General features: G+C 73.5%; 19 protein-coding genes. 9 read left to right on the top strand and 10 right to left on the bottom strand.

Annotation, left to right across the window (positions count from 1 at the left end):
- Positions 1-51 precede the first annotated feature (51 nt).
- Positions 52-438, bottom strand: coding sequence for a type II toxin-antitoxin system VapC family toxin (locus tag ACIBF7_RS16155; RefSeq protein WP_187281070.1), 387 nt, complete (start codon positions 436-438; stop codon positions 52-54).
- The gene (locus ACIBF7_RS16150; protein WP_397197435.1) at positions 435-671 is read right to left on the bottom strand and encodes a FitA-like ribbon-helix-helix domain-containing protein; all 237 of its coding nucleotides are present in this window, start codon (positions 669-671) and stop codon (positions 435-437) included. The genes ACIBF7_RS16155 and ACIBF7_RS16150 overlap by 4 nt, the downstream gene beginning before the upstream one ends.
- Positions 672-756: 85 nt before the next feature.
- On the opposite strand from ACIBF7_RS16150, the gene ACIBF7_RS16145 reads away from it, so the two are divergent.
- Together ACIBF7_RS16145 and ACIBF7_RS16140 are read left to right on the top strand one after the other, a co-directional pair.
- On the top strand, positions 757-1389 hold the full coding sequence (locus ACIBF7_RS16145; RefSeq protein ID WP_397197434.1) for a TetR/AcrR family transcriptional regulator: 633 nt from the start codon (positions 757-759) through the stop codon (positions 1387-1389).
- A gap of 42 nt (positions 1390-1431) precedes the next feature.
- On the top strand, positions 1432-2004 hold the full coding sequence (locus ACIBF7_RS16140; protein WP_148030646.1) for a DUF1707 domain-containing protein: 573 nt from the start codon (positions 1432-1434) through the stop codon (positions 2002-2004).
- On the opposite strand, the gene ACIBF7_RS16135 is transcribed toward ACIBF7_RS16140, so the two are convergent.
- From ACIBF7_RS16135 to ACIBF7_RS16125, 3 genes are all read right to left on the bottom strand, one after another.
- The gene (locus ACIBF7_RS16135; protein WP_397197433.1) at positions 1982-4393 is read right to left on the bottom strand and encodes a DUF4132 domain-containing protein; all 2412 of its coding nucleotides are present in this window, start codon (positions 4391-4393) and stop codon (positions 1982-1984) included. The genes ACIBF7_RS16140 and ACIBF7_RS16135 overlap by 23 nt on opposite strands.
- Position 4394: 1 nt before the next feature.
- Positions 4395-4787 (bottom strand): hypothetical protein, encoded by a 393-nt coding sequence (locus ACIBF7_RS16130; RefSeq protein WP_271278089.1) that lies wholly within the window; start codon positions 4785-4787, stop codon positions 4395-4397.
- A 75-nt stretch (positions 4788-4862) separates the two neighbouring features.
- Entirely contained in the window at positions 4863-5522 is a 660-nt protein-coding gene (locus ACIBF7_RS16125) for a trimeric intracellular cation channel family protein (protein WP_148034449.1), read from the bottom strand.
- A 135-nt stretch (positions 5523-5657) separates the two neighbouring features.
- On the opposite strand from ACIBF7_RS16125, the gene ACIBF7_RS16120 reads away from it, so the two are divergent.
- Positions 5658-6920 carry an amidohydrolase gene (locus ACIBF7_RS16120; RefSeq protein ID WP_397197432.1) on the top strand — a complete coding sequence of 421 codons (1263 nt, stop codon included), beginning with the start codon at positions 5658-5660 and terminating at the stop codon, positions 6918-6920.
- Positions 6921-6950: 30 nt separating this feature from the next.
- Positions 6951-7700 carry a crotonase/enoyl-CoA hydratase family protein gene (locus tag ACIBF7_RS16115; protein WP_148030650.1) on the top strand — a complete coding sequence of 250 codons (750 nt, stop codon included), beginning with the start codon at positions 6951-6953 and terminating at the stop codon, positions 7698-7700.
- A 10-nt stretch (positions 7701-7710) separates the two neighbouring features.
- On the opposite strand, the gene ACIBF7_RS16110 is transcribed toward ACIBF7_RS16115, so the two are convergent.
- Complete coding sequence (locus ACIBF7_RS16110) at positions 7711-8988, bottom strand: FAD-binding oxidoreductase (protein WP_397197431.1); 1278 nt, start codon at positions 8986-8988, stop codon at positions 7711-7713.
- A gap of 55 nt (positions 8989-9043) precedes the next feature.
- Between ACIBF7_RS16110 and ACIBF7_RS16105 the strand changes: the two genes are divergently transcribed.
- Positions 9044-12460, top strand: a complete 3417-nt coding sequence (locus ACIBF7_RS16105; protein ID WP_397197430.1) for a BTAD domain-containing putative transcriptional regulator — start codon at positions 9044-9046, stop codon at positions 12458-12460.
- A gap of 131 nt (positions 12461-12591) precedes the next feature.
- A complete protein-coding gene (ligD, locus tag ACIBF7_RS16100; RefSeq protein ID WP_271278173.1) occupies positions 12592-13773 on the top strand; it encodes a non-homologous end-joining DNA ligase in 1182 nt (393 codons plus the stop codon).
- Here ligD and ACIBF7_RS16095 read toward each other — a convergent pair.
- The 4 genes from ACIBF7_RS16095 to ACIBF7_RS16080 form a co-directional block, all read right to left on the bottom strand.
- Positions 13770-15185 carry an FAD-binding oxidoreductase gene (locus ACIBF7_RS16095; RefSeq protein ID WP_148030654.1) on the bottom strand — a complete coding sequence of 472 codons (1416 nt, stop codon included), beginning with the start codon at positions 15183-15185 and terminating at the stop codon, positions 13770-13772. The genes ligD and ACIBF7_RS16095 overlap by 4 nt on opposite strands.
- Before the next feature lie 77 nt (positions 15186-15262).
- Positions 15263-15838 carry a cupin domain-containing protein gene (locus tag ACIBF7_RS16090; protein ID WP_364232363.1) on the bottom strand — a complete coding sequence of 192 codons (576 nt, stop codon included), beginning with the start codon at positions 15836-15838 and terminating at the stop codon, positions 15263-15265.
- A gap of 88 nt (positions 15839-15926) precedes the next feature.
- On the bottom strand, positions 15927-16769 hold the full coding sequence (locus ACIBF7_RS16085; protein ID WP_148030656.1) for an SDR family oxidoreductase: 843 nt from the start codon (positions 16767-16769) through the stop codon (positions 15927-15929).
- Between the two features lie 28 nt (positions 16770-16797).
- Positions 16798-17553, bottom strand: a complete 756-nt coding sequence (locus ACIBF7_RS16080) for an IclR family transcriptional regulator (RefSeq protein ID WP_148030657.1) — start codon at positions 17551-17553, stop codon at positions 16798-16800.
- An 80-nt stretch (positions 17554-17633) separates the two neighbouring features.
- On the opposite strand from ACIBF7_RS16080, the gene ACIBF7_RS16075 reads away from it, so the two are divergent.
- Genes ACIBF7_RS16075 through ACIBF7_RS16065 form a run of 3 tightly spaced genes read left to right on the top strand, consistent with a single transcriptional unit; the run spans position 17634 to position 19962 of the window.
- Positions 17634-18791 carry a 4-hydroxybenzoate 3-monooxygenase gene (locus ACIBF7_RS16075; protein WP_148030658.1) on the top strand — a complete coding sequence of 386 codons (1158 nt, stop codon included), beginning with the start codon at positions 17634-17636 and terminating at the stop codon, positions 18789-18791.
- Positions 18792-18805: 14 nt separating this feature from the next.
- Positions 18806-19471, top strand: a complete 666-nt coding sequence (gene pcaH, locus ACIBF7_RS16070; RefSeq protein WP_148030659.1) for a protocatechuate 3,4-dioxygenase subunit beta — start codon at positions 18806-18808, stop codon at positions 19469-19471.
- Positions 19471-19962: a protocatechuate 3,4-dioxygenase subunit alpha gene (locus tag ACIBF7_RS16065; protein WP_148030660.1), complete on the top strand. Its 492-nt coding sequence runs from the start codon at positions 19471-19473 to the stop codon at positions 19960-19962. The genes pcaH and ACIBF7_RS16065 overlap by 1 nt, the downstream gene beginning before the upstream one ends.
- Positions 19963-20116: the final 154 nt, after the last annotated feature.

Here is a 20116-nt window from a genome sequence, read left to right as displayed (position 1 = left end):
AGGGCCGCGGGCCGTCACCCCGCTGGGGAGCGACGCGCCTGCGACGACAGATCAGCAGAAGTCGACGTTGACGTACTTGCGGGCCACCTTGTGGATTTTCTCGTCGGTGGTGACCAGAGTGCAGTCCAGTGCTTCGGCCAGGGCCACGTAAGTGGCGTCGTAGCCGTTGAAGTTGGCCCTCAGGTCCCAGGCGCGATCGGCGGTGAGGTCGTCGGCGTGACGGGTGAAGGGCAGGCCCGCCTTGACCATCCGGGCACCTTCGGCGCGGGCCTCACTGATCTTCCCGCCGAGGAGCAGGCCGCGCAGGGCGTTACGGAACTCGTAGTCGAGCAGGTGAGGGATGTGGAGCCGGTTCTCGGCGACGCGGGCGAGCAGTTCGTCGGCGGGGGAGTGTCCGGCCAGGGCCTCGACGAGCGCCGAACTGTCGATGACGATCACGATTCGCGGATCCTCCGTATCTCGGCGACGACGTCGTCGCGACTCGCGCCGCCGCCCAGCGACCGGAGGGCCTCCAGCCGTTCTCTGATCGTGTCCGGAGCCGGAGTGGCAGCGACTTCGGTGAGGATGCCGGCCACGTAAGCGGACAGCGACATCCGCTTGCGGGCGGCCCTCGCCTTGAGCTCGGCGACGACTTCCTCGTCCAGGCCTCTGACTTGCAAGGTGGCATCCATGCTGTAAGCATACTGCTTTTGGAACATGCTGAATAAGCGCCCTGCTGCCGGTCTTGATCGTCCGGCGGATCATAAACTGCCGGTCATGGCACCCAGACGCAGGCGGAGTCCCGCGGAATCGCGCGCCGAGCTGCTGGCGGCGGCGGCCGGGCTGATCAGGGAGCGAGGTCCGGACAACGTCAGCCTGCGGCAGATCGCCGAGGCCGCCGGGGTCGCGCACGGGCTCGCCTCCCACTATTTCGGCACCTATGCCGCCCTGGTCCGGGAGGTGCTGCGGGCCGAGAACGATCGCATCGAGGCGCGGGTGCGCGAGCGCATCCAGGCCGAGGACGGCGTGCCCACCGCCGCGGGGATCATGGGGGTGCTGTTCGACACCCTGGCGGACGAGCGCTATCTGCGTCTGTTCGTCTGGGCCGAGATGCACGCGGAGTACCGCGGCGCCGCGCGGCCGGAGCTGGTGGAGCTGGTCGACACGATGGAGGCCGGCATCCGCGCGGCGCTCGCGGGAGGGCCGGTGCCGAGCCGGGCGCGCATCGAGGCGGTCGTGCTGGTCGGGCTGTCGGCCGCGTACGGGTTCGCCATCGGCGGCCGGTCGTGGCTGGCGGGCCTGGGTCACGATCCCGACGACCCGGCGTACGAAGCGGAGTTCCGCGTTCAGCTCGCCCGGATGATGGGGGCGCACATGGTGGAGGAGGCTTGTTCTCCAGTTGGAGAATAAGATGGTGTGGTCACGCTGACCGCACAGACAGGACTCCGAAGCATGGTCGAGCACCCCCCGAGCCGGCAGGTACGCCCCTCCGACGAGGAGCGTGACCAGGCCGCCCAGCGGCTCCAGTCGGCCGCCGCCACCGGCAGGATCCAGCTGGGCGAGCTGGACCAGCGGCTGAGCGAGATCTACGAGGCGAGGACCCAGGACGAGCTCGCGTACGCGGGCCGCGGCCTCCCCGAGCCCGCCCGCGCGGAGACGCTGGTGGTACGGGACGAGCCGAGTTCCCGGTTCGCGCTGAGCGTGTTCGGCTGGTTCAGCCGCAGGGGCCGCTGGGTCGCACCGCCCGCGTTCACCTCGCTGGCGGTGTTCGGCGGCGGGGAGATCGACCTGCGCGACGCCCGCTTCGCGAGCCGGGAGATCCGGGTGCGCGCCTTCGCCCTGTGGGGCTACACCGAGGTGATCGTGCCCGACGACGTGGAGGTCGAGGTCAAGGGCTTCGGCCTGTTCGGCGCGTTCGACAGGAGCGCCGTGCGCCGGGAGCGGGGGGCGCCGCGGATCGTCGTCAGCGGCCTCGCCCTGTTCGGGGGCGTCGGCACGAAGGTCAAGAAGGCCTCCGGTTCGTGAGCTGCCGGGTGATCGACGGGTCGGCGATGGCTGTGTCGGCGGCCAGGAGGAACGCCTTGGACAGCACGACCGACAGCATGCCGCCGTCCTCCTCGAAGGGCAGGAAGACCTGGTCGCCGACGCCGCCGGGGACGATGCACAGGTAGGCGTCGTCGGGCTCCATGAGGATGTTTCCCGAGCCGAGGTGGATCTTGTAGGTGCGCAGGTCGCCGCGGACCCGGAGGAAACGTTCGGTGAGCTCGCAGCGGCTCGCGATGGAGAGGCGGGGCAGCAGCCGGGTCAGGGCGTCGCGGCGGATCCGGGCGGTCTCCGACAGCGCGCCGAAGCTGTAGGACTGCCAGTAGTCGCCGTCGCCCTGGAGGTCGAGGCCGGTGGAGGTGACGCCGACGGCCAGGTCCGCGTCGCGCAGCGTCTCGGAGAGCACCAGGGGAGGAACCCGCTCCAGGGGGATGGTCCGGCCGTCCGCGCCGGTGAAGCGGAGGTTTCCGCTGACGCAGATGGAGACCGTGCCGACGCCGTCGCGGTCGAAGGAGTGCTCGTCGAGGTGGAAGTCCCAGTGCGCGGCCAGCCCGCCGGGCAGTTCGCGGGTGGCTTCGGCCTGGTCGGAGCCGTACTCCCAGCCCCAGTGGCCCAGCGACATGCCGGTCCAGCCGCGCTCGGTCAGCAGCGCCTTGGCCGTGCCGTACCGCAGGAGGTGACCGGCGAAGCGGCGTGAGTGGTCGTGACTCGCCTCCTCGGCCGGGGTGAGCAGGTAGACCTCGCGGAAGGCTTGTTTGAACGGCTGGCGCAGGCCGGCGTCCATGAGATGGTCGCGCCAGGTTCGGACCTCCTCCACGCCGTGTGTGATGGGATGCCACAGATGGACCGGGGTGTCAGGGCCGGGCTGGACGCGGCGCCCGTCCGGGCCGGTCAGCTCCCAGCCGTCCTCGCGCCGCACCGGAATCCCGGCGGGGCCCTGGAGGATCTCCCAGATGAGCGTACGGGCGAGCGTGCCGGTGACCGGATGGTCCAGATAGAACGCACACACGTCGCGCCAGCGCCAGACGCGCTCGGTGGCCAGGGCCCGCTCGATCCGGAACCGTTCGGCCGGCAGGGTCTTCCTCAGCTCCTTGGCGGCGGCCCTGAACTCGGCCAGAAGCTCCCGGTCGACGCTCCTGGGGATGGTCTTGCGGATCTTGCCGGATGGATCGGTGAAGGTCACGGTGCCGTCGGCGGCCAGGCGCAGGCCCTGCTCGGTGCGGACGCCGTCGGGCCCCAGCCCGAAGCCGGGCACGGTGCGCTCCAGGAGCTGCTCCGGGGAGAGCCCGGCTTGCGCGGCCACCGCGCCGATCGTCCTGGCCACTCCGGCGAGAATGGTCTTCTTGCGCACCTTGGCCTGGACGCGGGCGAGCTGGGCGACCACCTCCAGGTCGCCGCGCCGGCCCAGCACGCCGACCGCGGCGTTGGCCAGCTTCTCGCTGCGGGCGTTGGCGCCCGTGCCGCCGATGCCGGTGCCGGTGGTCACGGCGACGTCACCCAGCAGCGAGGTCACCCACGGCTGGTCGACGAGCTCACACGTCCAGACCATGCCGCGCAGCGGCACGGCGGTGCGCTCGCGCAGGAAGACGGTCTCGGTCCATTCGCCGCCGCCGCGGTACTGGTGGCGGTGGGTGACCTCCCGGTGCGCGACGACCATCCGGAGCACGTCCCGGATCACCTCGTCCGCCTCCGGGGTCAGCAGCGCGGCGGCCCGCTTCAGCCACCGGGCGCTCGGCTTCGACGCGGTCGCCGTGTTCCAGTGGCGCAGCAGCGGCAGCACCTCGGGCGCGGCCAGCCGGGCGGCGTGCGCTTCGATCATGCGCCGGGCGAAGGCGTCGTCCTCCCACATGATGTTGCGGACGGTCGCGGCGGGGTCATCGGTCTCGGGCTCGGTGAGCAACGTCCCGATCGGCTCGCGCAGCACCTCCCAGGCGGGTTTCCAGTATTGGGCCAGCCATCTGGGCCGGTGGTTGAGCACGTCACGCCGTTCGTGGTACGGCAGCCGGGCGGTGGCGTCCAGCGGCAGCCTGTAGAGCTCGTGGAAGTTGGTGTGCGCCCAGGTCATGAGCCTGTCGGCCACGCCCCACAACTGCTTGACGGTCTCCATGGGCAGGTCCGGCATCCGGTCGATCACGTCGCGGATCACCGCCAAGCGGCGCTCGTCGTGCTCGTGGCCGCCGTCCCAGCCGAGGCTGAGCCGCATCTGCGCCCAGACGGCGAACGGGACGCGTTCGTCCTCCCCGCAGACCAGCTCCTCTTCCGCCGCGAAGGCGGCGTCGAGGCGGTCGAACAGGTCGCGGTGGTCGTTGGCGAAGTACACGGAGGTGTAGTCGTTGTTGAGCGGCGAGTCCTTGAGGATCTGATAGTCCACGTCAGCCTCCGACCAGCGGGACGAGCTTGACGAACGACACCACCGGGTCGGTCGTGAGCGCGATCTCCTCGTCCAGGTCCTCGATCTGCCGGTCGCCCACCAGCAGCAGGAACCCGTTGCGGGCGAACGCGGCCTCGGCCGCGTCGGCCTGCCTCTCCCAGTCGAGCCTGCGTGCGGTGCGCATCCGGTAGCCGTTCAGCTCGGTCTCGGCGTCGGTGGGCTTGACCAGGCCTCGGAAGTGGTGGCTGGGGGCGGCGTTGTGCCGGGCCACCTCCTCGCGTACGCGGAGCCGTACCAGCTCTCTGGCGGAGATCCGCTCCGGCAGCCCGGGCAGGGAGAACTCCTCCAGAGCCCGGCCTGTCGCGGTCTCATCGCGAAAGGTCACCGTCGTCATGAACGCACCCGTTCCGGTGGGGGTTTGGATGATCACGTTCTTCATAGCAGCGCCGGGTGACAAATCACGGTGGGCTCACGGGTCGCCGTCGCGCCGTCGCCTGCGGCGCAGCACCGCCGACGGACGCACCTCCAGCCCGCGTGGCACGGTCCAGCCGCGCCACTCGGCGACGATCCGCAGCAGAACGCCGAGCGTGATGGCGGCGACGGTGCCCGCGACCGGGAATCCGGTGGCGATGCCCAGCACCTCCACGGCGGCGACGAGGACGGCCACGGAGGCGTACCAGCGGGTGTCCTGCAGCACCGCGGGGACGCGCTGCAGGAGCAGGTCCCGGATCGCGCCGCCGCCGACCGCGGTGATCGTGCCGAGCAGGATCGCCGGGAGCCAGCCCAGGCCGACCCCCATGGTCTTCTGCGCCCCGACGGACGCCCACACGCTGAGCGCCGCCGCGTCCAGGAACTTGAACGCCGGGCTCCAGTCGGGCGGTGAGATGTCGAGCAGGAAGGCGACCCCGGTGCCGGCGAGCGCGGTGGGGATGTAGGCGGGGTCGGTGAGTGCGGCCGGAGGGCCGTGCTGCAGCAGCACGTCGCGGATCAGCCCGCCGCCGAGCCCGGAGGCGATCCCGATCACGAGGAAGCCGAACAGGTCCAGCCGGTCGCGCCGCGCCACCGTCCCGCCGAGCAGGGCGTTGAGGAACACCCCGACCAGGTCGAGGACCGTGGTGGCCGTGTCCATCCGCACCCTCCCGAGGGTAATGATCACCGTGTCCGGGGTCGCGGGTGTTGGTAAGGATGTTGCCGCAGGTTGGCGTATACGAACCGGCCCGTCGGGGATGACCAGGTATGTCCGTACTCATGAGAGGGGCACGGCATGCCGGGCGGCACAGAGATCCTCGCCGGCCTGGACCGGATCAGGCCCGGCCTGGAATCGCTCTACAAGGACCTGCACGCCCACCCCGAACTCGGCCACGCCGAGCACCGCACGTCCGCCGAAGCCGCCAGGCGGCTGACCGGCTGCGGCTACGACGTGCGCGCCGGGATCGGCGGCACCGGAGTGGCCGGCGTGCTGGAGAACGGCGACGGGCCGGTGGTGCTGGTCCGCGCGGACATGGACGCGCTCCCGATCCGGGAGCGGACCGGCCTGCCCTATGCCAGCACCGTCACCGCCCCGGGCGACGGCGGCGAGCCGCGGCCGGTGATGCACGCCTGCGGGCATGATGTCCACGTCACCTGCCTGCTCGGCGCCGCCCGGCTCATGGCCGAAGCCCGCGACGCCTGGAACGGCACCCTGGTGGCGCTCTTCCAGTGCGCTGAGGAGCCCGGCGACGGCGCCGACGCCATGCTCTCCGACGGCCTGGCCGACCGCGTCCCACGGCCCGGCGTGTGCCTGGCCCAGCACGTCCTGCCGTTCCCGTCGGGTCGGGTGGGCACCCGCCCAGGCCCGGTGCTCTCGTCGGCCGACAACTACCGGATCACCGTGCACGGGCGCGGCGCGCACGGCTCGCGGCCCGAGTCGGGGATCGATCCGGTGGTGATCGCGTCCATGATCGTGGTGCGGCTGCAGACCATCGTCTCCCGTGAGATCGGCATGCTCACCCCCGCCGTGGTGACCGTGGGCAGCCTGCACACCGGTACCAATCCCAACAACATCCCCGAGTCGGCCCGGATGGAGATCAACGTCCGCACCTACGACGAAGACACCCGGGCGAAGGTGCGCGCGGCCGTCGAGCGCATCGCCAGGGCCGAGTGCGCCGCGGCCGGCGCCCCCGAACCACCGGACATCGAGCGCTTCGGGAGCTTCCCGCCGACCGTCAACGACGAGGCGGCCACCCGCCGGGTCGCCGGCGCGTTCGCCCGGCACTTCGGCGACCGGGCCGGCACACTCGACCCGCAGACCGCCAGCGAGGACTTCAGCAGGATCCCCGACGCCTTCGGCGTCCCGTACACCTACTGGGGGATCGGCGGCACCGACCCCGGCCGGTACGCCCGCGCGGCGGAGCAGGGCACCCTGGACAGCGACATCCCGGTCAACCACAACGCCCGCTTCGCCCCGGTGCTCCAGCCCACTCTCGACACCGGGGTGCGGGCGATCGTGGCCGCCGCCGCCTCATGGCTCGTGACATCGGCGTCGTAGGCTCGGCACGGGTTCCCCCGAGGAGGCAGCATGACCGTACGCGTGGAGCGCCGGGGCCAGGTCACCACGGTGGTGATCAGCAGGCCGGAGGCGCGCAACGCGGTCGACCGCGAGACCGCCGGCGCGCTGGCCGCCGCCTTCCGTGAGTTCGACGCGTCCGACGCCGACGTGGCCGTGCTGTGGGGCGAGGGCGGCACGTTCTGCGCCGGAGCCGACCTCAAGAAGCTGGACAACCACGTCGGCGAGGAGGGCGACGGGCCGATGGGGCCGACCAGGCTGCGGCTGTCCAAGCCGGTCGTCGCCGCCGTCTCGGGCCACGCGGTCGCGGGCGGGCTGGAGCTGGCGCTCTGGTGCGACCTGCGGGTGGCGGAGGAGAGCGCGGTGTTCGGGGTGTTCTGCCGGCGGTGGGGGGTGCCGCTCATCGACGGCGGCACGGTCAGGCTGCCGCGCCTCATCGGCCGGAGCAGGGCGATGGACCTGATCCTCACCGGCCGCCCGGTCGGCGCGCGCGAGGCGTACGAGATGGGCCTGGCCAACCGGGTGGTGGCCGACGGGACGGCCCGCCGGGAGGCGGAGGCGCTGGCCCTGGAGATCGCCCGATTCCCGCAGGCGTGCCTGCGGGGGGATCGGATGTCCGTCCTGGAGCAGGAAGGGCTGGGGGAGCGGGAGGCCATGCGCAACGAGCTCCGGCACGGCCTGGTCTCCCTGCCGGACGCCGCCTCCGGTGCCGCGCGTTTCGCCGGGGGCGCGGGCCGGCACGGGGACTTCGGAGCGATCTGACCCCGGGCTCCTACGCGGTGCCCAGGACCGGGTAGTTGGCCCTGAGGACGCCGTGCGGGTCGCGGGCCCGCTTGAGGTCGCGCAGCCGGGCGAGGGTCCCGGCGTCGAAGGCGGACGCGGCCTGCTCCCCGCTGTGCAGCATCGTGTACGGCTTGCGCCCGCTCGTGTGCGGCACCAGGGCCTTCGACAGCACGTCCATCCGCTCGGCGGTGCCGGGCATGGCCGGGCCCACCATGTACAGCAGGTACGGCTCGGTCAGCTCGCCGGCCGCGCCGCCCGAGGGGCGGGTCAGGGCGCCGCCCAGGTGCCGCACCTGGACGTTGAAGAGCGGATCGATCGGGTCCGCGAGCAGCGCGGCCGCCACCGCGTCGTCCAGCCCGGTCAGCAGCTCCACCCGCCCGGCCGACGGGGTGGGGTCGGTCGGCTCGGCGCAGATGGAGCCGAGGTCGGCGACGGGCAGCACCGCCCTGGTGTCGCCGATCGCGCCGCCGACCGCGTCGAACGGGCGCAGCAGCTCACCGGGGTTCTCGCCCAGGTACGTGCAGTCCACCGCGACGAGCCCCGGGGCGCCGGGGAACTTCAGCAGGTCGAACCAGACCGTCAGCTCCTCGGGCGCGCCGGCCGTGACCTCGCGGAAGGCCGCCAGCACCTCGGGCGCCCGCTCGGCCGGCCACATCATCCGCCCGCCGTACAGGACGGGCGCAGGGCTCAGCGCGAACTCCAGCCCGGTCACCACCGCGAAGTCGCCGCCGCCCCCGCGCAGCGCCCAGAACAGCTCCGGGTCCGACTCGGCGGTCACCCGCACCCGCGCCCCGGTGGCGTCCACCACGTCGGCGGCCAGCACGCTCGCGGACGCGAACCCGTACTTCCTGCTGAACCAGCCCAGCCCGCCGCCCAGCGTGTACCCGGTCACGCTCACCACCGGGGAGCTGCCCGCGACGCCGGTCAGCCCGAGCGGCCCGGCCGCGGACAGCACCTGGCCCCACTTCGCGCCCGCGCCGGCCCGCGCGACGCCGTCCGCGATCTCGACGGTGTCCATCAGGTGGGTGCGCAGCAGGATCACGCCCTCGGCCGTCACCGCGCCGTGTCCGCTCGCCTGGGTGGTCACGGTGAGCCCGTGCAGCGCGGCGTGGCCGACCGTCGCCGCGACGTCGTCGGCGCCCGCCGCTTCCACGACCGCCGCGACCGGCTGGTCCACCGACAGGTTCCACGGCGTACGAGCCTCGTCGAACCCCGCGTCACCCGGGAGCCACAGCCTGCCCTTGATCATGTTCTTCAGCTCGTTCATGGGGACAAGCATGCGTTTTCCTGTTTGCGGCTGACTTGGGGTTGACTTGGGGTTCGTGGACGTGCGACTGCTCGGCCCCCTGGAGGTGGCCGACGCCTCGGGGGCGCGGCTGGACCCCGGCACCCGCAAGCAGCGGGCCGTGCTCGCCATGCTCGCGCTCAGCCCCGGCCGCCCGGTCTCGCTGGACCGGCTCGTCGAGGAGCTGTGGGCGGGCGAGGCTCCGGCCAAGGCGACGGCCACCCTCCAGGCGTACGTCTCCCACCTGCGGCGGGTGCTGGAGCCCGGCCGCCGGCCGCGCACCCCGCCGCGCCTGCTGCTCACCCGCGAACCCGGCTACCTGCTGGACATCACCCCCGCCCAGACCGACGCGGGCCGGTTCGCCGCGTGGGCGGCCGACGGACGCCGGCTGCTGGCGGCGGGGCGGCCCGCCGAGGCGGCGGGCGTGCTGGACCGCGCGCTCGGGCTGTGGCGCGGGGAGCCGCTGGCGGAGTTCCCCGGGCTGGGGTTCGCCGGGGCGGAGGCGGCCCGGCTGTCGGAGCTGCGCTCGGGCGTGGTCGAGGACCGGCTCGCCGCCCGGCTGGAGCTCGGCGAGGCGAGCGTGCCCGAGCTGGAGGAGCTGGTCTCGGCCGGCCCGTACCGGGAGCGGGCCTGGTCGCTGCTGGTGCTGGCCCTCTACCGGGCGGGACGGCAGGCCGAGGCGCTGTCCGCCCTGCGCCGGGTGCGCGCGCTGCTGTCGGACGAGCTCGGCATCGAGCCGGGACCGGCGCTCCGGCGCCTGGAACAGGCTGTCCTCACCCAGTCGCCCGAGCTGGAGACCCCTTCGGCGACCGAGGCGGGGCCGCAGCCGGGTGCGGCGGCCGGGGTGGCGCGGCATCGGGAGGGCGGACGCGAAAGGCTGGTCGGGCGGGAGAGAGAGGTGCGGGCGCTGGAGGAGCGGCTCGCCGAGGCCAGGGGAGGGCGTGGCGGGCTGGTCATCGTGAGCGGCGAGGCGGGCATCGGGAAGACGAGCCTGGCCCGCGCCGCCGCCGACGTCGCCGGGTCCCGAGGGTTCCGGGTCGTCTGGGGACGGTGCCCCGACGAGGGCGGGGCGCCCGCGTTCTGGCCCTGGCGCCAGGCGGGGGTGCTGCCCGCGCGGCCGCGCGCCGAGCTGTTCGACCTGTACGACGACGTCCTGGCGTACCTGCGCGAGGAGCCGACCCTGCTGGTGCTGGAGGATCTCCACTGGGCCGACGCCTCGTCGCTGAAGCTCCTGGAGTACGTCTCCGCCGAGCTGCCGCGTACCGCCACGCTGGCGATCGTCACACTCCGGCCGGACGAGCAGCGGGAGCGGCTCGGCGAGACGCTGGGCGCGCTGTCGAGAGAGGGGCTGCGGCTGCCTCTCGTTCCCTTCGGCGCCGACGAGGTACGCGCCTACCTGCGGCAGCGGGACGTGCGCGCCGACCCGGTGGCGCTGCTCGACCGGTCCGGCGGGAACCCGTTCTACCTGGAGGAGCTGCTCCGGCTGCCGGAGAGCGAGCGCGACCGGGTGCCGCCCGGCGCCCGCGACGTCATCGGCCGCCGCCTGGCCAGGCTGCCCGGCCCCACCCAGGACCTGCTCAAAGCCGCCGCCGTGGCGGGCCGCGAGGCGGACGTGGACCTGCTGTCCGCCCTCGCCGGCCGTCCGGTCGAGGACGTCATGACCACCCTGGAGCCCGCCCTCGCCACCGGCCTGATCACCGAGTCGGCCACCGGCTACCGCTTCTCCCACGCCCTGGTCCGCGAGGCCCTCGACACCGGCCTCACCCGCCTCGACCGCGCCCGCCTCCACCTCCGCGCCGCCGAACACCTCGAACGCGCGTCGGCTATCGGCCCCGCCGACCGCCTGGAAGGCGTGTCGGCTCCCGGCCCCGCCGACCACCTGGAAGGCGCGTCAGCTCCCGGCCCCGCCGACCACCTGGAACGCCGCCCCGACGGCGCTGTTGGACGGCGCCTTGAGCGGGCGTCGGGCGCCGATGCCGGGGGCCGGTCGGCGGAGCGGGCGTGGGGCGGGGATCTCGGTGGGCGGAGCGCGGGTCCCGATCCCGCGGTGCTCGCGGCGCACTTCGCCGCCGCCGCTCCGCTGGCTCCCGCCGGGAAGGCTGTCGCGTACGCCACCGAGGCCGCGCGCCAGGCAGCCGGGCGGCACGGTTACCAGGAGGCCGTCGCGCTGTGGGAGCTGGCGCTGGCCCACCTGCCGCCCGGCGACTCGGCCGCCCGCTGCCGCACGCTCACCGGCCTGGGCCAGGCCAGGCGTGCGGTCGGCGACGCCGAGGGCGCGTTCCGCGACCTGGCCGAGGCCATCGCGCAGGCGCAGCGGATCGGCGACCGGGCGGCGCTGGTGCCGGCGGTGACGGCGTTCGGCGCACCCGCCGTGTGGAACTGGCGGCCGTACGGGTTCGTCGACGACGACCTGGCCGACGTGCTGGAGAACCTGCTCGCCGGCCCGCTCGGCGACCACGACAGGGCGGCCCTGCTCGGCACGCTCGGCGTCGAGCTGCACTACGGGCCGCGCCGCGCGGAAGGGGAGCGCCGGGCCGCCGAGGCGGTCGAGCTGGCCCGCGCCACCGGCGACCCCGCCCTGCTGGCCAGGACGCTGAACAACTACCTCCTGGCCGCGTTCGTACCGGGACGCAACCACGAGCGGCTGCGCGCCGTCGACGAGCTGCTCGCCATCCCGTGCCTGCGCCGCGAGGAGAGGCTGGTCGCCCGCGCCATCCGCATGTCGTGCCTGCTGCGCGCCGGCGACCTCGCCGAGTGGGAGCACGAGCTGTCCCGCTGCGAGCAGCTCCTGCGCGAGCTGCGCAGGCCCGAGCTGGAGGCGATGGTCCGGGTGGCGCAGACGGGCGGGCTCATGCTGCGCGCCCGCTGGGCGGAGGCCGAGTCGCTGCTGGAACGCTTCCCCGCGCCCCGCTACGGCGCCAGCCTGTGGGGCCTGGACGCGCGCCGCCTGATCGCCCGCTACCTGTGCGGGCGCGCGCGGGGCGAGGCCGCCGGGCTGGTGGACGAACTGGTCGCCGCCGCCGAGCCCGCGCTGATGGCGCCGGTACGCCCCGTCGCGATCCTGGCCGCCCTGGAGAACGGCCGCGAGGTCCTGGCCCGCGAGCTGCTCGCCCGATGGGGCGGCACCCTGCGGGAAGACTGGTCCGCCGACTTCCTGTGGCCGGTGTGGGGCCTGGTCGCCGCCAGGCTCGGCACCCCCTCGCCCGGCGACCTCTACGCCCGGCTGCTGCCCATCGCCGACCAGCTCGTGGTGATGGGCTCGGGCAGCGCCGTCTTCGGCTCGGTCCGCGACGCGCTGGCCCAGCTCGCGCTCCGGCTCGGCCGTACGGAGGAGGCGGCGGAGCACGCGCGGGCCGCGATCGCCGCGCACCAGCGGCTGGGCCTGCCGTACTGGGAACAGCACAGCCACGACCAGTGGCAGTCCGCCACCGAACGAGCGAACCTCCGGTCATAAAACCTGCCCCAGCCGGAACGGCACGCACCCCGTCCAGCCCGCGCCGATCGGGCCGGGACAGCGTCTCCCTGTCCGGAAGCGCGTCGTGCCGGTGCCGTGGGGATGTCGGGGGGTGCGCGTATCGTGACCACATGTCTGACATCGAGGTCGCCGGCCGCGAAGTCCGCATCACCAGCCCCGACAAGGTGATCTTTCCCCGCACCGGCCACACCAAGCTCGACCTGGTGCGTTACTACCAGGCCGTGGGCGAGGCGGCGCTGCGCGGCGTCCACGGGCGGCCGATGGTGCTCAAGCGGTTCGTGCGCGGCGTGGAGGAGGAGCCGTTCTTCCAGAAGCGCGCCCCCGCCAAGCGGCCCGGCTGGATCGAGGTGGCCGAGCTGAGATACCGGTCAGGGCTCAGCGCGGAGGAGGTCGTCTGCACCGATCTGGCCCAGCTCGCCTGGGTGGTCAACCTCGGGTGCGTCGACCTCAACCCGCACCCCGTGCGCGCCGACGACCTGGCCCACCCCGACGAGTTGCGCATCGACCTCGACCCGGTGCCCGGCGTCGAGTGGGACGACGTGCTGCGCACCGCCCAGGTGGCCCGCGAGGTGCTCGCCGACCACGGCCTGACCGCCTGGCCCAAGACGTCCGGCTCGCGCGGGTTCCACGTCTACGCCCGCATCGACCGGCGCTGGCCGTTCGCCCAGGTGCGCAAGGCGGCCGAGACCGTGGCCCGCGAGGTCGAGCGGCGCGCCCCCGACCTGGCCACCAGCCGGTGGTGGAAGGAGGAGCGCCACGGCGTGTTCGTCGACTTCAACCAGAACGCCTACGACCGCACCGTCGCCTCCGCCTACTCGGTGCGCGCCGTCCCCGACGCCCGCGTCTCCACCCCGCTCACCTGGGACGAGGTGCCGGGCTGCCGGCCGGAGGCGTTCACCGTCGACACCGTTCCCGCCCGGCTGGCCGAGTCGGGCGACCCGTGGGAGGACATGGACCTGCACCCCGGCTCCCTCGACGGCCTGCTCGCGCTGGCCGAGGAGCTGGGCCCGCCGGCCAAGCCGCCCAAGGGCACCGGCCGCAGGCGGCAGACCAGACCCGTCATCGAGATCGCCAAGGCCCAGCACAAGGACGAGGCGCTGGCCGGCCTCGAACGCTGGAAGGCCCGCCACCCCGGCGTCGCCGCCCGGCTGGAGCCCGCCGACGTGCTGGTCGACGGCATGCGCGGGCGCAGCAGTGTGTGGTACCGGATTCGCGTCAACCTCCAGCACGTCCCCGAGGCGGAGCGCCCGCCGCAGGAGCCGCTGGAGGTCGACTACGACCCCTGGAGTTAGCGGCCGGAGATCAGGTCGGCGATGCGGGCGTAGGGCGAGGTGGTGGTGCCGTGGTCGTTCTCGCTCCGGTCGGCGGCCCTGTAGAGGGCGTAGATCAGCTGCACGCCGATCCAGCGCAGCGGCTCCGGCTCCCACTGCCGCACCTGGCGGCCCACCCACGGCAGCGACGTCAGCTCGGTGTCGCGCCGCAGCACCAGGTCGCGCAGCGTGCGCCCGGCCAGGTTGGTGGTGGTCACGCCGCTGCCGACGTAGCCGCCCGCCCAGCCGAGCCCCGTCTCGTGGTCCAGGTGCACCGTCGAGCACCAGTCGCGCGGCACCCCGAGCACGCCGCACCACGCGTGCTGCACCCGCGCGTCGGCGGTGGCGGGGAACAACTTGACGAGCATCCGCCAGAGCGACGCGACCGTCTGCGCCTGCGTGGCCCCCCAGACGTCGGTACGCGACCCGTACCGGTAGGGCACGCCCCGCCCGCCGATGGCGATCCGGTCGTCGGCCGTGCGCTGCGCGTAGATGTAGCCGTGCGCCTGGTCGCCGAGCAGTTCGTTGCCCGACCAGCCGATGTGCTTCCACATCTCGGCGGGCAGCGGCTCGGTGACGATCATCGAGCTGTTCATCGGCAGCCACTGCCGGTGCTGGCCCGTCAGGCTGGCGGTGAAGCCCTCCGTCGCGCGGATCACGTACTCGGCCGTGACCGTGCCGCGCGTGGTGACGGCCGACGCCCGGCCCGCCTCGCGCGGGCGGATCTCGGTCACCGTGGTGCTCTCGAAGATGTCCACGCCCAGCGCCTCGGCGGCGCGGGCCAGCCCGATCGCCAGCTTGGCCGGCTGGATGCGGGCGCAGTGCGGCGAGTAGGCGCCCTCGATGGCGCCGGCCACGTGCAGCCGCTCGCCCATCTCGTCGCGGTCCATCAGGCGCATGTCGTCCTCGCCGTACCCCCACGTGCGCAGGTCGGCGACCTCGGCGCGGAGGCGGCGGCGCTGCGCCGGGTTCGTGGCGGCGTGCACCAGCCCGCCCTTGTGGACGTCGGCGTCGATGCCCTCCTCGCGGGCCACGTCGATGACCTCGTCCACCGCGCGGAACATGGCGTGCTGCAGGTCGATCATGGCCTGGCGGCCCCGCGCCCTGGCGTGCCGCTTGCGCGACCCGGCGAACTCCGCCGACAGCCAGCCCCCGTTGCGGCCGGACGCGCCGAATCCGGCGAACTCCTTCTCCAGCACGGCGATCCGCAGGTCAGGCTGGGCCTTCTTCAGGTAGTAGGCCGTCCACAGGCCGGTGTAACCGCCGCCCACGATCGCCACGTCGTACACGCGCGGGCCGGGCAGCGGCGCCCGGCGCGCCGGCAGTCCGGCCTGCCGGTACCAGAACGAGACCCCGCCGTTGGCGAAGTCCCCCGTCAGCGGGATCCCATTCACGTCTGAAACCGCCTTCCATGTCAGGCTAGTGGGGAAGAGAGGAACGGAGCCGGGCGCCCCGTCGGTGATCCGGGTGCTCAGGCCGGGGTGGGCGGGCTGATCACCCAGATGACCTCGGCCGGCTGGTCGCCCTCGTTGGCCACGCGGTGCGGCACCGAGGTCCGGTACTCCACGCTGTCACCCGGCCCGAGCACGTGCGGGGAGGCAGAGCCCGACGGGCCGAGCCACACGGTGATCCGGCCGTGGAGCACGAGGAGGATCTCCTGCGACTCGCCGTGGGAGTACGGCTCGTCCCCGGTGGAGGCACCGGGGTCGAACTCGCCCGCGTACACCTCCACGTTCTGGAGGGGACGCTGGGAGATCAGGTACTTGCGGGTGCCGGGGGCGGTGCGTAACTCGGGACGCGACGGGCGGCGCACCACGCGGTGCCCGATCTCGTCCTCCTCGCTGAACAGGTCGGCCACGGTCAGGCCGAGCGCCGTGGCGATCCGCCTGAGCATGCCGATGCTGGCGCTGGTCCGGCCGCGCTCAAGCTGGCTGATGAAGCTCGGGCTCGCTTTCGCCTCGACGGCCAGTCCACGCACGGTCATGCGGCGCATGTTCCGGTACGTCCGGATGCGCGCACCCAGGCGGGCGGTCTCTTGCTCCGTCATCGAACCCTCGGTCGGCGGCACTGAACAAGGTGTTCAGTGTAACGGAAGGGACCGTACAGGTTAGGAGAAACCCCAGCAAAACGGCATACTACGCCCGGGTCTGCCGCTGGTAACCCTCGTCGCCGCCGTACACCCGCACATCCGGATCGCGCTCCGGCTGGTTCGCCGGGCTGGTCGGCGACGCGGTGTGCTCCTCGGCGAAGTCGTCCGACAGTTCGGCCGCCGGCGTCAGCCACTCCCGCCACCCGAGCGTGCCCAGCGGGGCGTTCCTGACCATCAGCCGGCCCGCCCGCTGCTCGGCCGCCGCTTTGCCGGGATAGCGCACCCGCGGGCACAGACGGCGCAGCCCGCGCGCCCTGAGCCAGGTCCTGACCAGCTCGGAGGTGCTGAGCACCTCCGGTCCGCCGTACGCGAGCGCCGCCCGGCGCGGCTCGCCCGCCAGCAGCCCCGTCAGGTAGCCGGCCACCTCCCGGGCGTCCACCGGCTGCCAGGGCAGCGACGGGTCCACCGGGAGCACGGGGGAGGCGGCCCACTGCCGCAGCAGCAGGTCCAGCGACTGGTGCAGGTGGCTGTGGCGGACGAGGGTCCAGCCCAGGCCGCTGCTCCTGACGACGCGCTCGGCGTCCTCCCGGCGCCGGCGCTCCCGCCCGGTCGCCGGCGCCGCCACCCGCAGCAGGTGCGGCACGCCCGCCCCGCACGCGGCGGCCACCAGCGCGCGAGCGGCCGCCGGGTCCGCGCGCCGCTCAGGCAGGAGCAGGACGGCGTCGCAGCCGCGCACGGCGTCCTTCACCCGCTCGCCGGGGAACCACCGGGAGTCGCCGCCTTCACCAGGTCCCCGGCCCAGCGCTCGGACCTCGTGACCCGCCTTGACCAGGGCGGGCACGGTGGCCCTGCCCAGCGCCCCGCCCGCTCCCGACATCAGAATGCGCATGCCGGGCTACTACCCCCCACCTGCGGGTTCAGGCGGCAGCGGAGTACGACTCGGCGATGCCCCCCGCCGCCGTGCGCAGGATGTCGACCAGGCGCGGCAGCTCGCGGGCCCGGCGGGACGCCAGCACGATGCCCAGGGCGGCGATGGCCCGGCCCTCCACCAGCACCGGGGCGGCGGCCGAGCAGGAGCCCAAGGTCATCTCCTCGTACGTGAGCGCGTATCCCTGGGCGCGGACCGTGGACAGCTCGCGGGCCAGCCGGCCGGGCTCGGTGATGGTGTGCGGCGTGGGCCGCTCCAGCTCACGCGCCAGATAGGCGCGGACGAACCAGTCGGGCTCGTAGGCCAGCAGCGCCTTGCCCACCCCGGTCGGGTGCATCGGCAGCCGCCCGCCCGCCCTGGACACGATCGGCACCGCCCGCCGCCCGTACACCTTGTCGACGTACAGCACCTCCAGGCCCTCGCGGACGGCCAGGTGGACGTTCTCGCCGGTGCCGGCGAACACCTCCTGCAGCCACGGGTGCGCCAGGTCCTGCAGCCGGCCGGGCGCGAGCTGCCCCAGCTCCCACAGCCGCAGCCCCACGCTCAGCCGCCCGTCGGGGCCGCGGCCGAGCGCCTGCCACCGCTCCAGCTCGCCCACCAGCCGGTGCGCCGTCGTCAGCGGCACCCCGCTGCGCGCCGCCACCTCGGTGAGCGTCAGCCGTGGGTGCGCGGCGTCGAACGCGCCGAGGATCGCCAGGACCTTGGACGTCACGCTCCTGCCCGGCTCCCGTGCTCCACCTGCCATGCGCCCATCCTCGCAGGATTCTTCCGCTCAGTGGAAGCGCCCCCTCGATCCGCGGGGCGGGAAGGCAGGATGCTTTCCGCATGCGGACTCAGGTAGGGATCATCGGAGCCGGGCCCGCCGGCCTGCTTCTGTCTCACCTGCTCCACCTGCGCGGCATCTCCTCGGTGGTGCTGGAGAGGCGTAGCCGCGACTACGTCGAGCGGCGCGTCCGCGCCGGGGTGCTGGAGCAGGGCACGGTGGACACGCTCGTCGAGGCGGGCGTCGGCGGGCGGATGCTCCGGGAGGGGCTGCCCCACCACGGCATCGAGCTCAGGTACGGCGGCGCGGGACACCGCGTCCCGTTCGAGAAGCTGGTGCCCGGCCGGGCCATCACCGTGTACGGGCAGCAGGAAGTGGTCAAGGACCTCATCGCCGCCAGGCTGGAGGCGGGCGGCGACATCCGGTTCGAGGTCGAGGACGTGGCGCTGCACTCCCTGGAGGACCGGCCCTACCTGACCTTCGGCGGCGAGCGGCTCGACTGCGACGTGATCGCCGGCTGCGACGGCTTCCACGGCGTGTCCAGACCGGCCGTGCCCGAGGGCGTGCTGACCGCGTACGAGCGCGAGTACCCGTTCGCCTGGCTCGGCATCCTCGCCAACGTCGCGCCCTCGTCCGAGGAGCTCATCTACGCGCGCAACGAGCGCGGCTTCGCCCTGCACAGCATGCGCTCACCCACGGTCAGCCGGTTCTATCTGCAGGTGCCGCCGGACGCCGACGTCGACGACTGGCCCGACGGGCGCGTCTGGGACGAGCTGAAGGCCCGCCTGGAGACCGTGCCCGGCTTCACCCTCACCACCGGTGAGATCGTGGAGAAGGGCGTCACGCCGATGCGCTCCTTCGTCGTGGAGCCCATGCAGTACGGCAGGCTCTACCTGGCCGGCGACGCCGCCCACATCGTGCCGCCCACCGGCGCCAAGGGCCTCAACCTGGCCGTCGCCGACGTGCGCGTGCTGACCGAGGCCCTGGCGGCGTACTTCGAGGACGGCTCGGCCGAACTGCTCGACGGCTACTCCGCCGCCTGCCTCAAGCGGGTCTGGCGGGCCCAGCACTTCTCCTGGTGGATGACGACGCTGCTGCACACGTTCGACTCCGACGACGCCTACGGGCGGCGGCTGCAGCTCTCCTACCTGGACTACGTGACCTCGTCCGAGGCGGCGGCGACCACCTTGGCGGAGAACTACGTCGGCTACGAATGGTGACCGAAGGACAGACCATGACTCATCCGCCCTACCTGTATCCCGGCTACCAGAGCACCGTGCTGCGCGCCCCGTCGCGGCCCCCGGTGGCGTTCAAGGCCGACCCCGACGCGATCGAGCTGAGCAGCCCCGTCTTCGGGCACGATGAGGTCGGCTCCCTGGACGCCGACCTGACCCGGCAGCACGCCGGCGAGCCGATCGGTGAGCGGATCATCGTCACCGGCCGCATCCTGGACGACGGCGGACGCCCGGTCCGCGGCACGCTCGTGGAGGTCTGGCAGGCCAACTCCGCCGGACGGTACGCGCACGCGGGCGACCAGCACCCGGCGCCGCTCGACCCGAACTTCACCGGCGCCGGCCGCTGCCTCACCGACGACGAGGGCCGCTACCGGTTCGTCACGATCAAGCCGGGCGCGTACCCGTGGCGCAACCACCCGAACGCCTGGCGGCCCGCCCACATCCACTTCTCGGTGTTCGGCACCGCCTTCACCCAGCGGCTCGTCACCCAGATGTACTTCCCCGGCGACCCGCTCATGCCGTTCGACCCGATCATGCAGTCCATCCCGGACGAGGCGGCCCGCCAGCGGCTCGTGTCCTCGTACGCGCACGACGTCACCCAGCCCGAGTGGGCGCTCGGCTACACCTTCGACGTCGTCCTCGGCCGTACCCCCATGGAGTCCTGATGCCCGCGACCCCCTCGCAGACCGTCGGCCCCTTCTTCGCGCACGCGCTCCCGTACGAGCACGACTGGGAGCTCGTCCCCGAGCGGCACCCGGAGGCGATCACGCTCACCGGCCGCGTCTGGGACGGCGCCGGCGAGCCGGTCCCGGACGCGCTGCTGGAGTTGTGGCTCGGCCGCACCGGCGACCGGGGCGCGCTCCGCCGCGGCGACGGCGGCGTGTCCGGATTCGGCCGCTGCGCCACCGATCCCGACGGCCGCTACCGCTTTCGAACCATCCGTCCCTCCGGGCCGTACCTCTCCTTGCAGATCTTCGCCCGCGGCCTGCTGCGCTCCGTCCTGACCCGCGTGTACCTGGAGGACCTTCCTGACCCGCTCCTGGACGGACTCGACCCGGCCAGGCGTGCGACACTCCTCGCGACGGGGAAGGGGGACACCTACGAGTTCGACGTACGCCTGCAGGGCGAAGGGGAGACGGTGTTCCTTGACTTCTGACGACACCCCCGACAGCGCATCGGGGGGTTCCGGCGCTCCCACCGGGGGTTCTGGTGCTGCCTCCGGCGGTGCGGCAGCGGGCGCGTCGGGGGGTTCCGGTCCTGCCTCCGGAGGCTCCGGTCGCGCGGCAGCGGGCGCCTCCCGAGGTTCTGGC

This window comes from Nonomuraea sp. NPDC050478, assembly GCF_044458265.1.
Classification (GTDB): Bacteria; Actinomycetota; Actinomycetes; order Streptosporangiales; family Streptosporangiaceae; genus Nonomuraea; species Nonomuraea ferruginea.
Note: the sequence above shows the minus strand (reverse complement) of the source record. Positions and strands in the feature narration are given on the sequence as shown.

Excerpts from the sequence above, each read along its gene's own strand:
- ACIBF7_RS16140 (WP_148030646.1), top strand. The coding sequence starts at position 1,432 with ATGGTCGAGCACCCCCCGAGCCGGCAGGTACGCCCCTCCGACGAGGAG.
- ACIBF7_RS16085 (WP_148030656.1), bottom strand. The coding sequence starts at position 16,769 with ATGCGCATTCTGATGTCGGGAGCGGGCGGGGCGCTGGGCAGGGCCACC.
- ACIBF7_RS16080 (WP_148030657.1), bottom strand. The coding sequence starts at position 17,553 with ATGGCAGGTGGAGCACGGGAGCCGGGCAGGAGCGTGACGTCCAAGGTC.
- ACIBF7_RS16130 (WP_271278089.1), bottom strand. The coding sequence starts at position 4,787 with ATGACGACGGTGACCTTTCGCGATGAGACCGCGACAGGCCGGGCTCTG.
- ACIBF7_RS16065 (WP_148030660.1), top strand. The coding sequence starts at position 19,471 with ATGCCCGCGACCCCCTCGCAGACCGTCGGCCCCTTCTTCGCGCACGCG.
- ACIBF7_RS16120 (WP_397197432.1), top strand. The coding sequence starts at position 5,658 with ATGCCGGGCGGCACAGAGATCCTCGCCGGCCTGGACCGGATCAGGCCC.
- ACIBF7_RS16090 (WP_364232363.1), bottom strand. The coding sequence starts at position 15,838 with ATGACGGAGCAAGAGACCGCCCGCCTGGGTGCGCGCATCCGGACGTAC.
- pcaH (WP_148030659.1), top strand. The coding sequence starts at position 18,806 with ATGACTCATCCGCCCTACCTGTATCCCGGCTACCAGAGCACCGTGCTG.
- ACIBF7_RS16145 (WP_397197434.1), top strand. The coding sequence starts at position 757 with ATGGCACCCAGACGCAGGCGGAGTCCCGCGGAATCGCGCGCCGAGCTG.
- ACIBF7_RS16150 (WP_397197435.1), bottom strand. The coding sequence starts at position 671 with ATGGATGCCACCTTGCAAGTCAGAGGCCTGGACGAGGAAGTCGTCGCC.
- ligD (WP_271278173.1), top strand. The coding sequence starts at position 12,592 with ATGTCTGACATCGAGGTCGCCGGCCGCGAAGTCCGCATCACCAGCCCC.
- ACIBF7_RS16115 (WP_148030650.1), top strand. The coding sequence starts at position 6,951 with ATGACCGTACGCGTGGAGCGCCGGGGCCAGGTCACCACGGTGGTGATC.
- ACIBF7_RS16110 (WP_397197431.1), bottom strand. The coding sequence starts at position 8,988 with ATGAACGAGCTGAAGAACATGATCAAGGGCAGGCTGTGGCTCCCGGGT.
- ACIBF7_RS16125 (WP_148034449.1), bottom strand. The coding sequence starts at position 5,522 with ATGGACACGGCCACCACGGTCCTCGACCTGGTCGGGGTGTTCCTCAAC.
- ACIBF7_RS16075 (WP_148030658.1), top strand. The coding sequence starts at position 17,634 with ATGCGGACTCAGGTAGGGATCATCGGAGCCGGGCCCGCCGGCCTGCTT.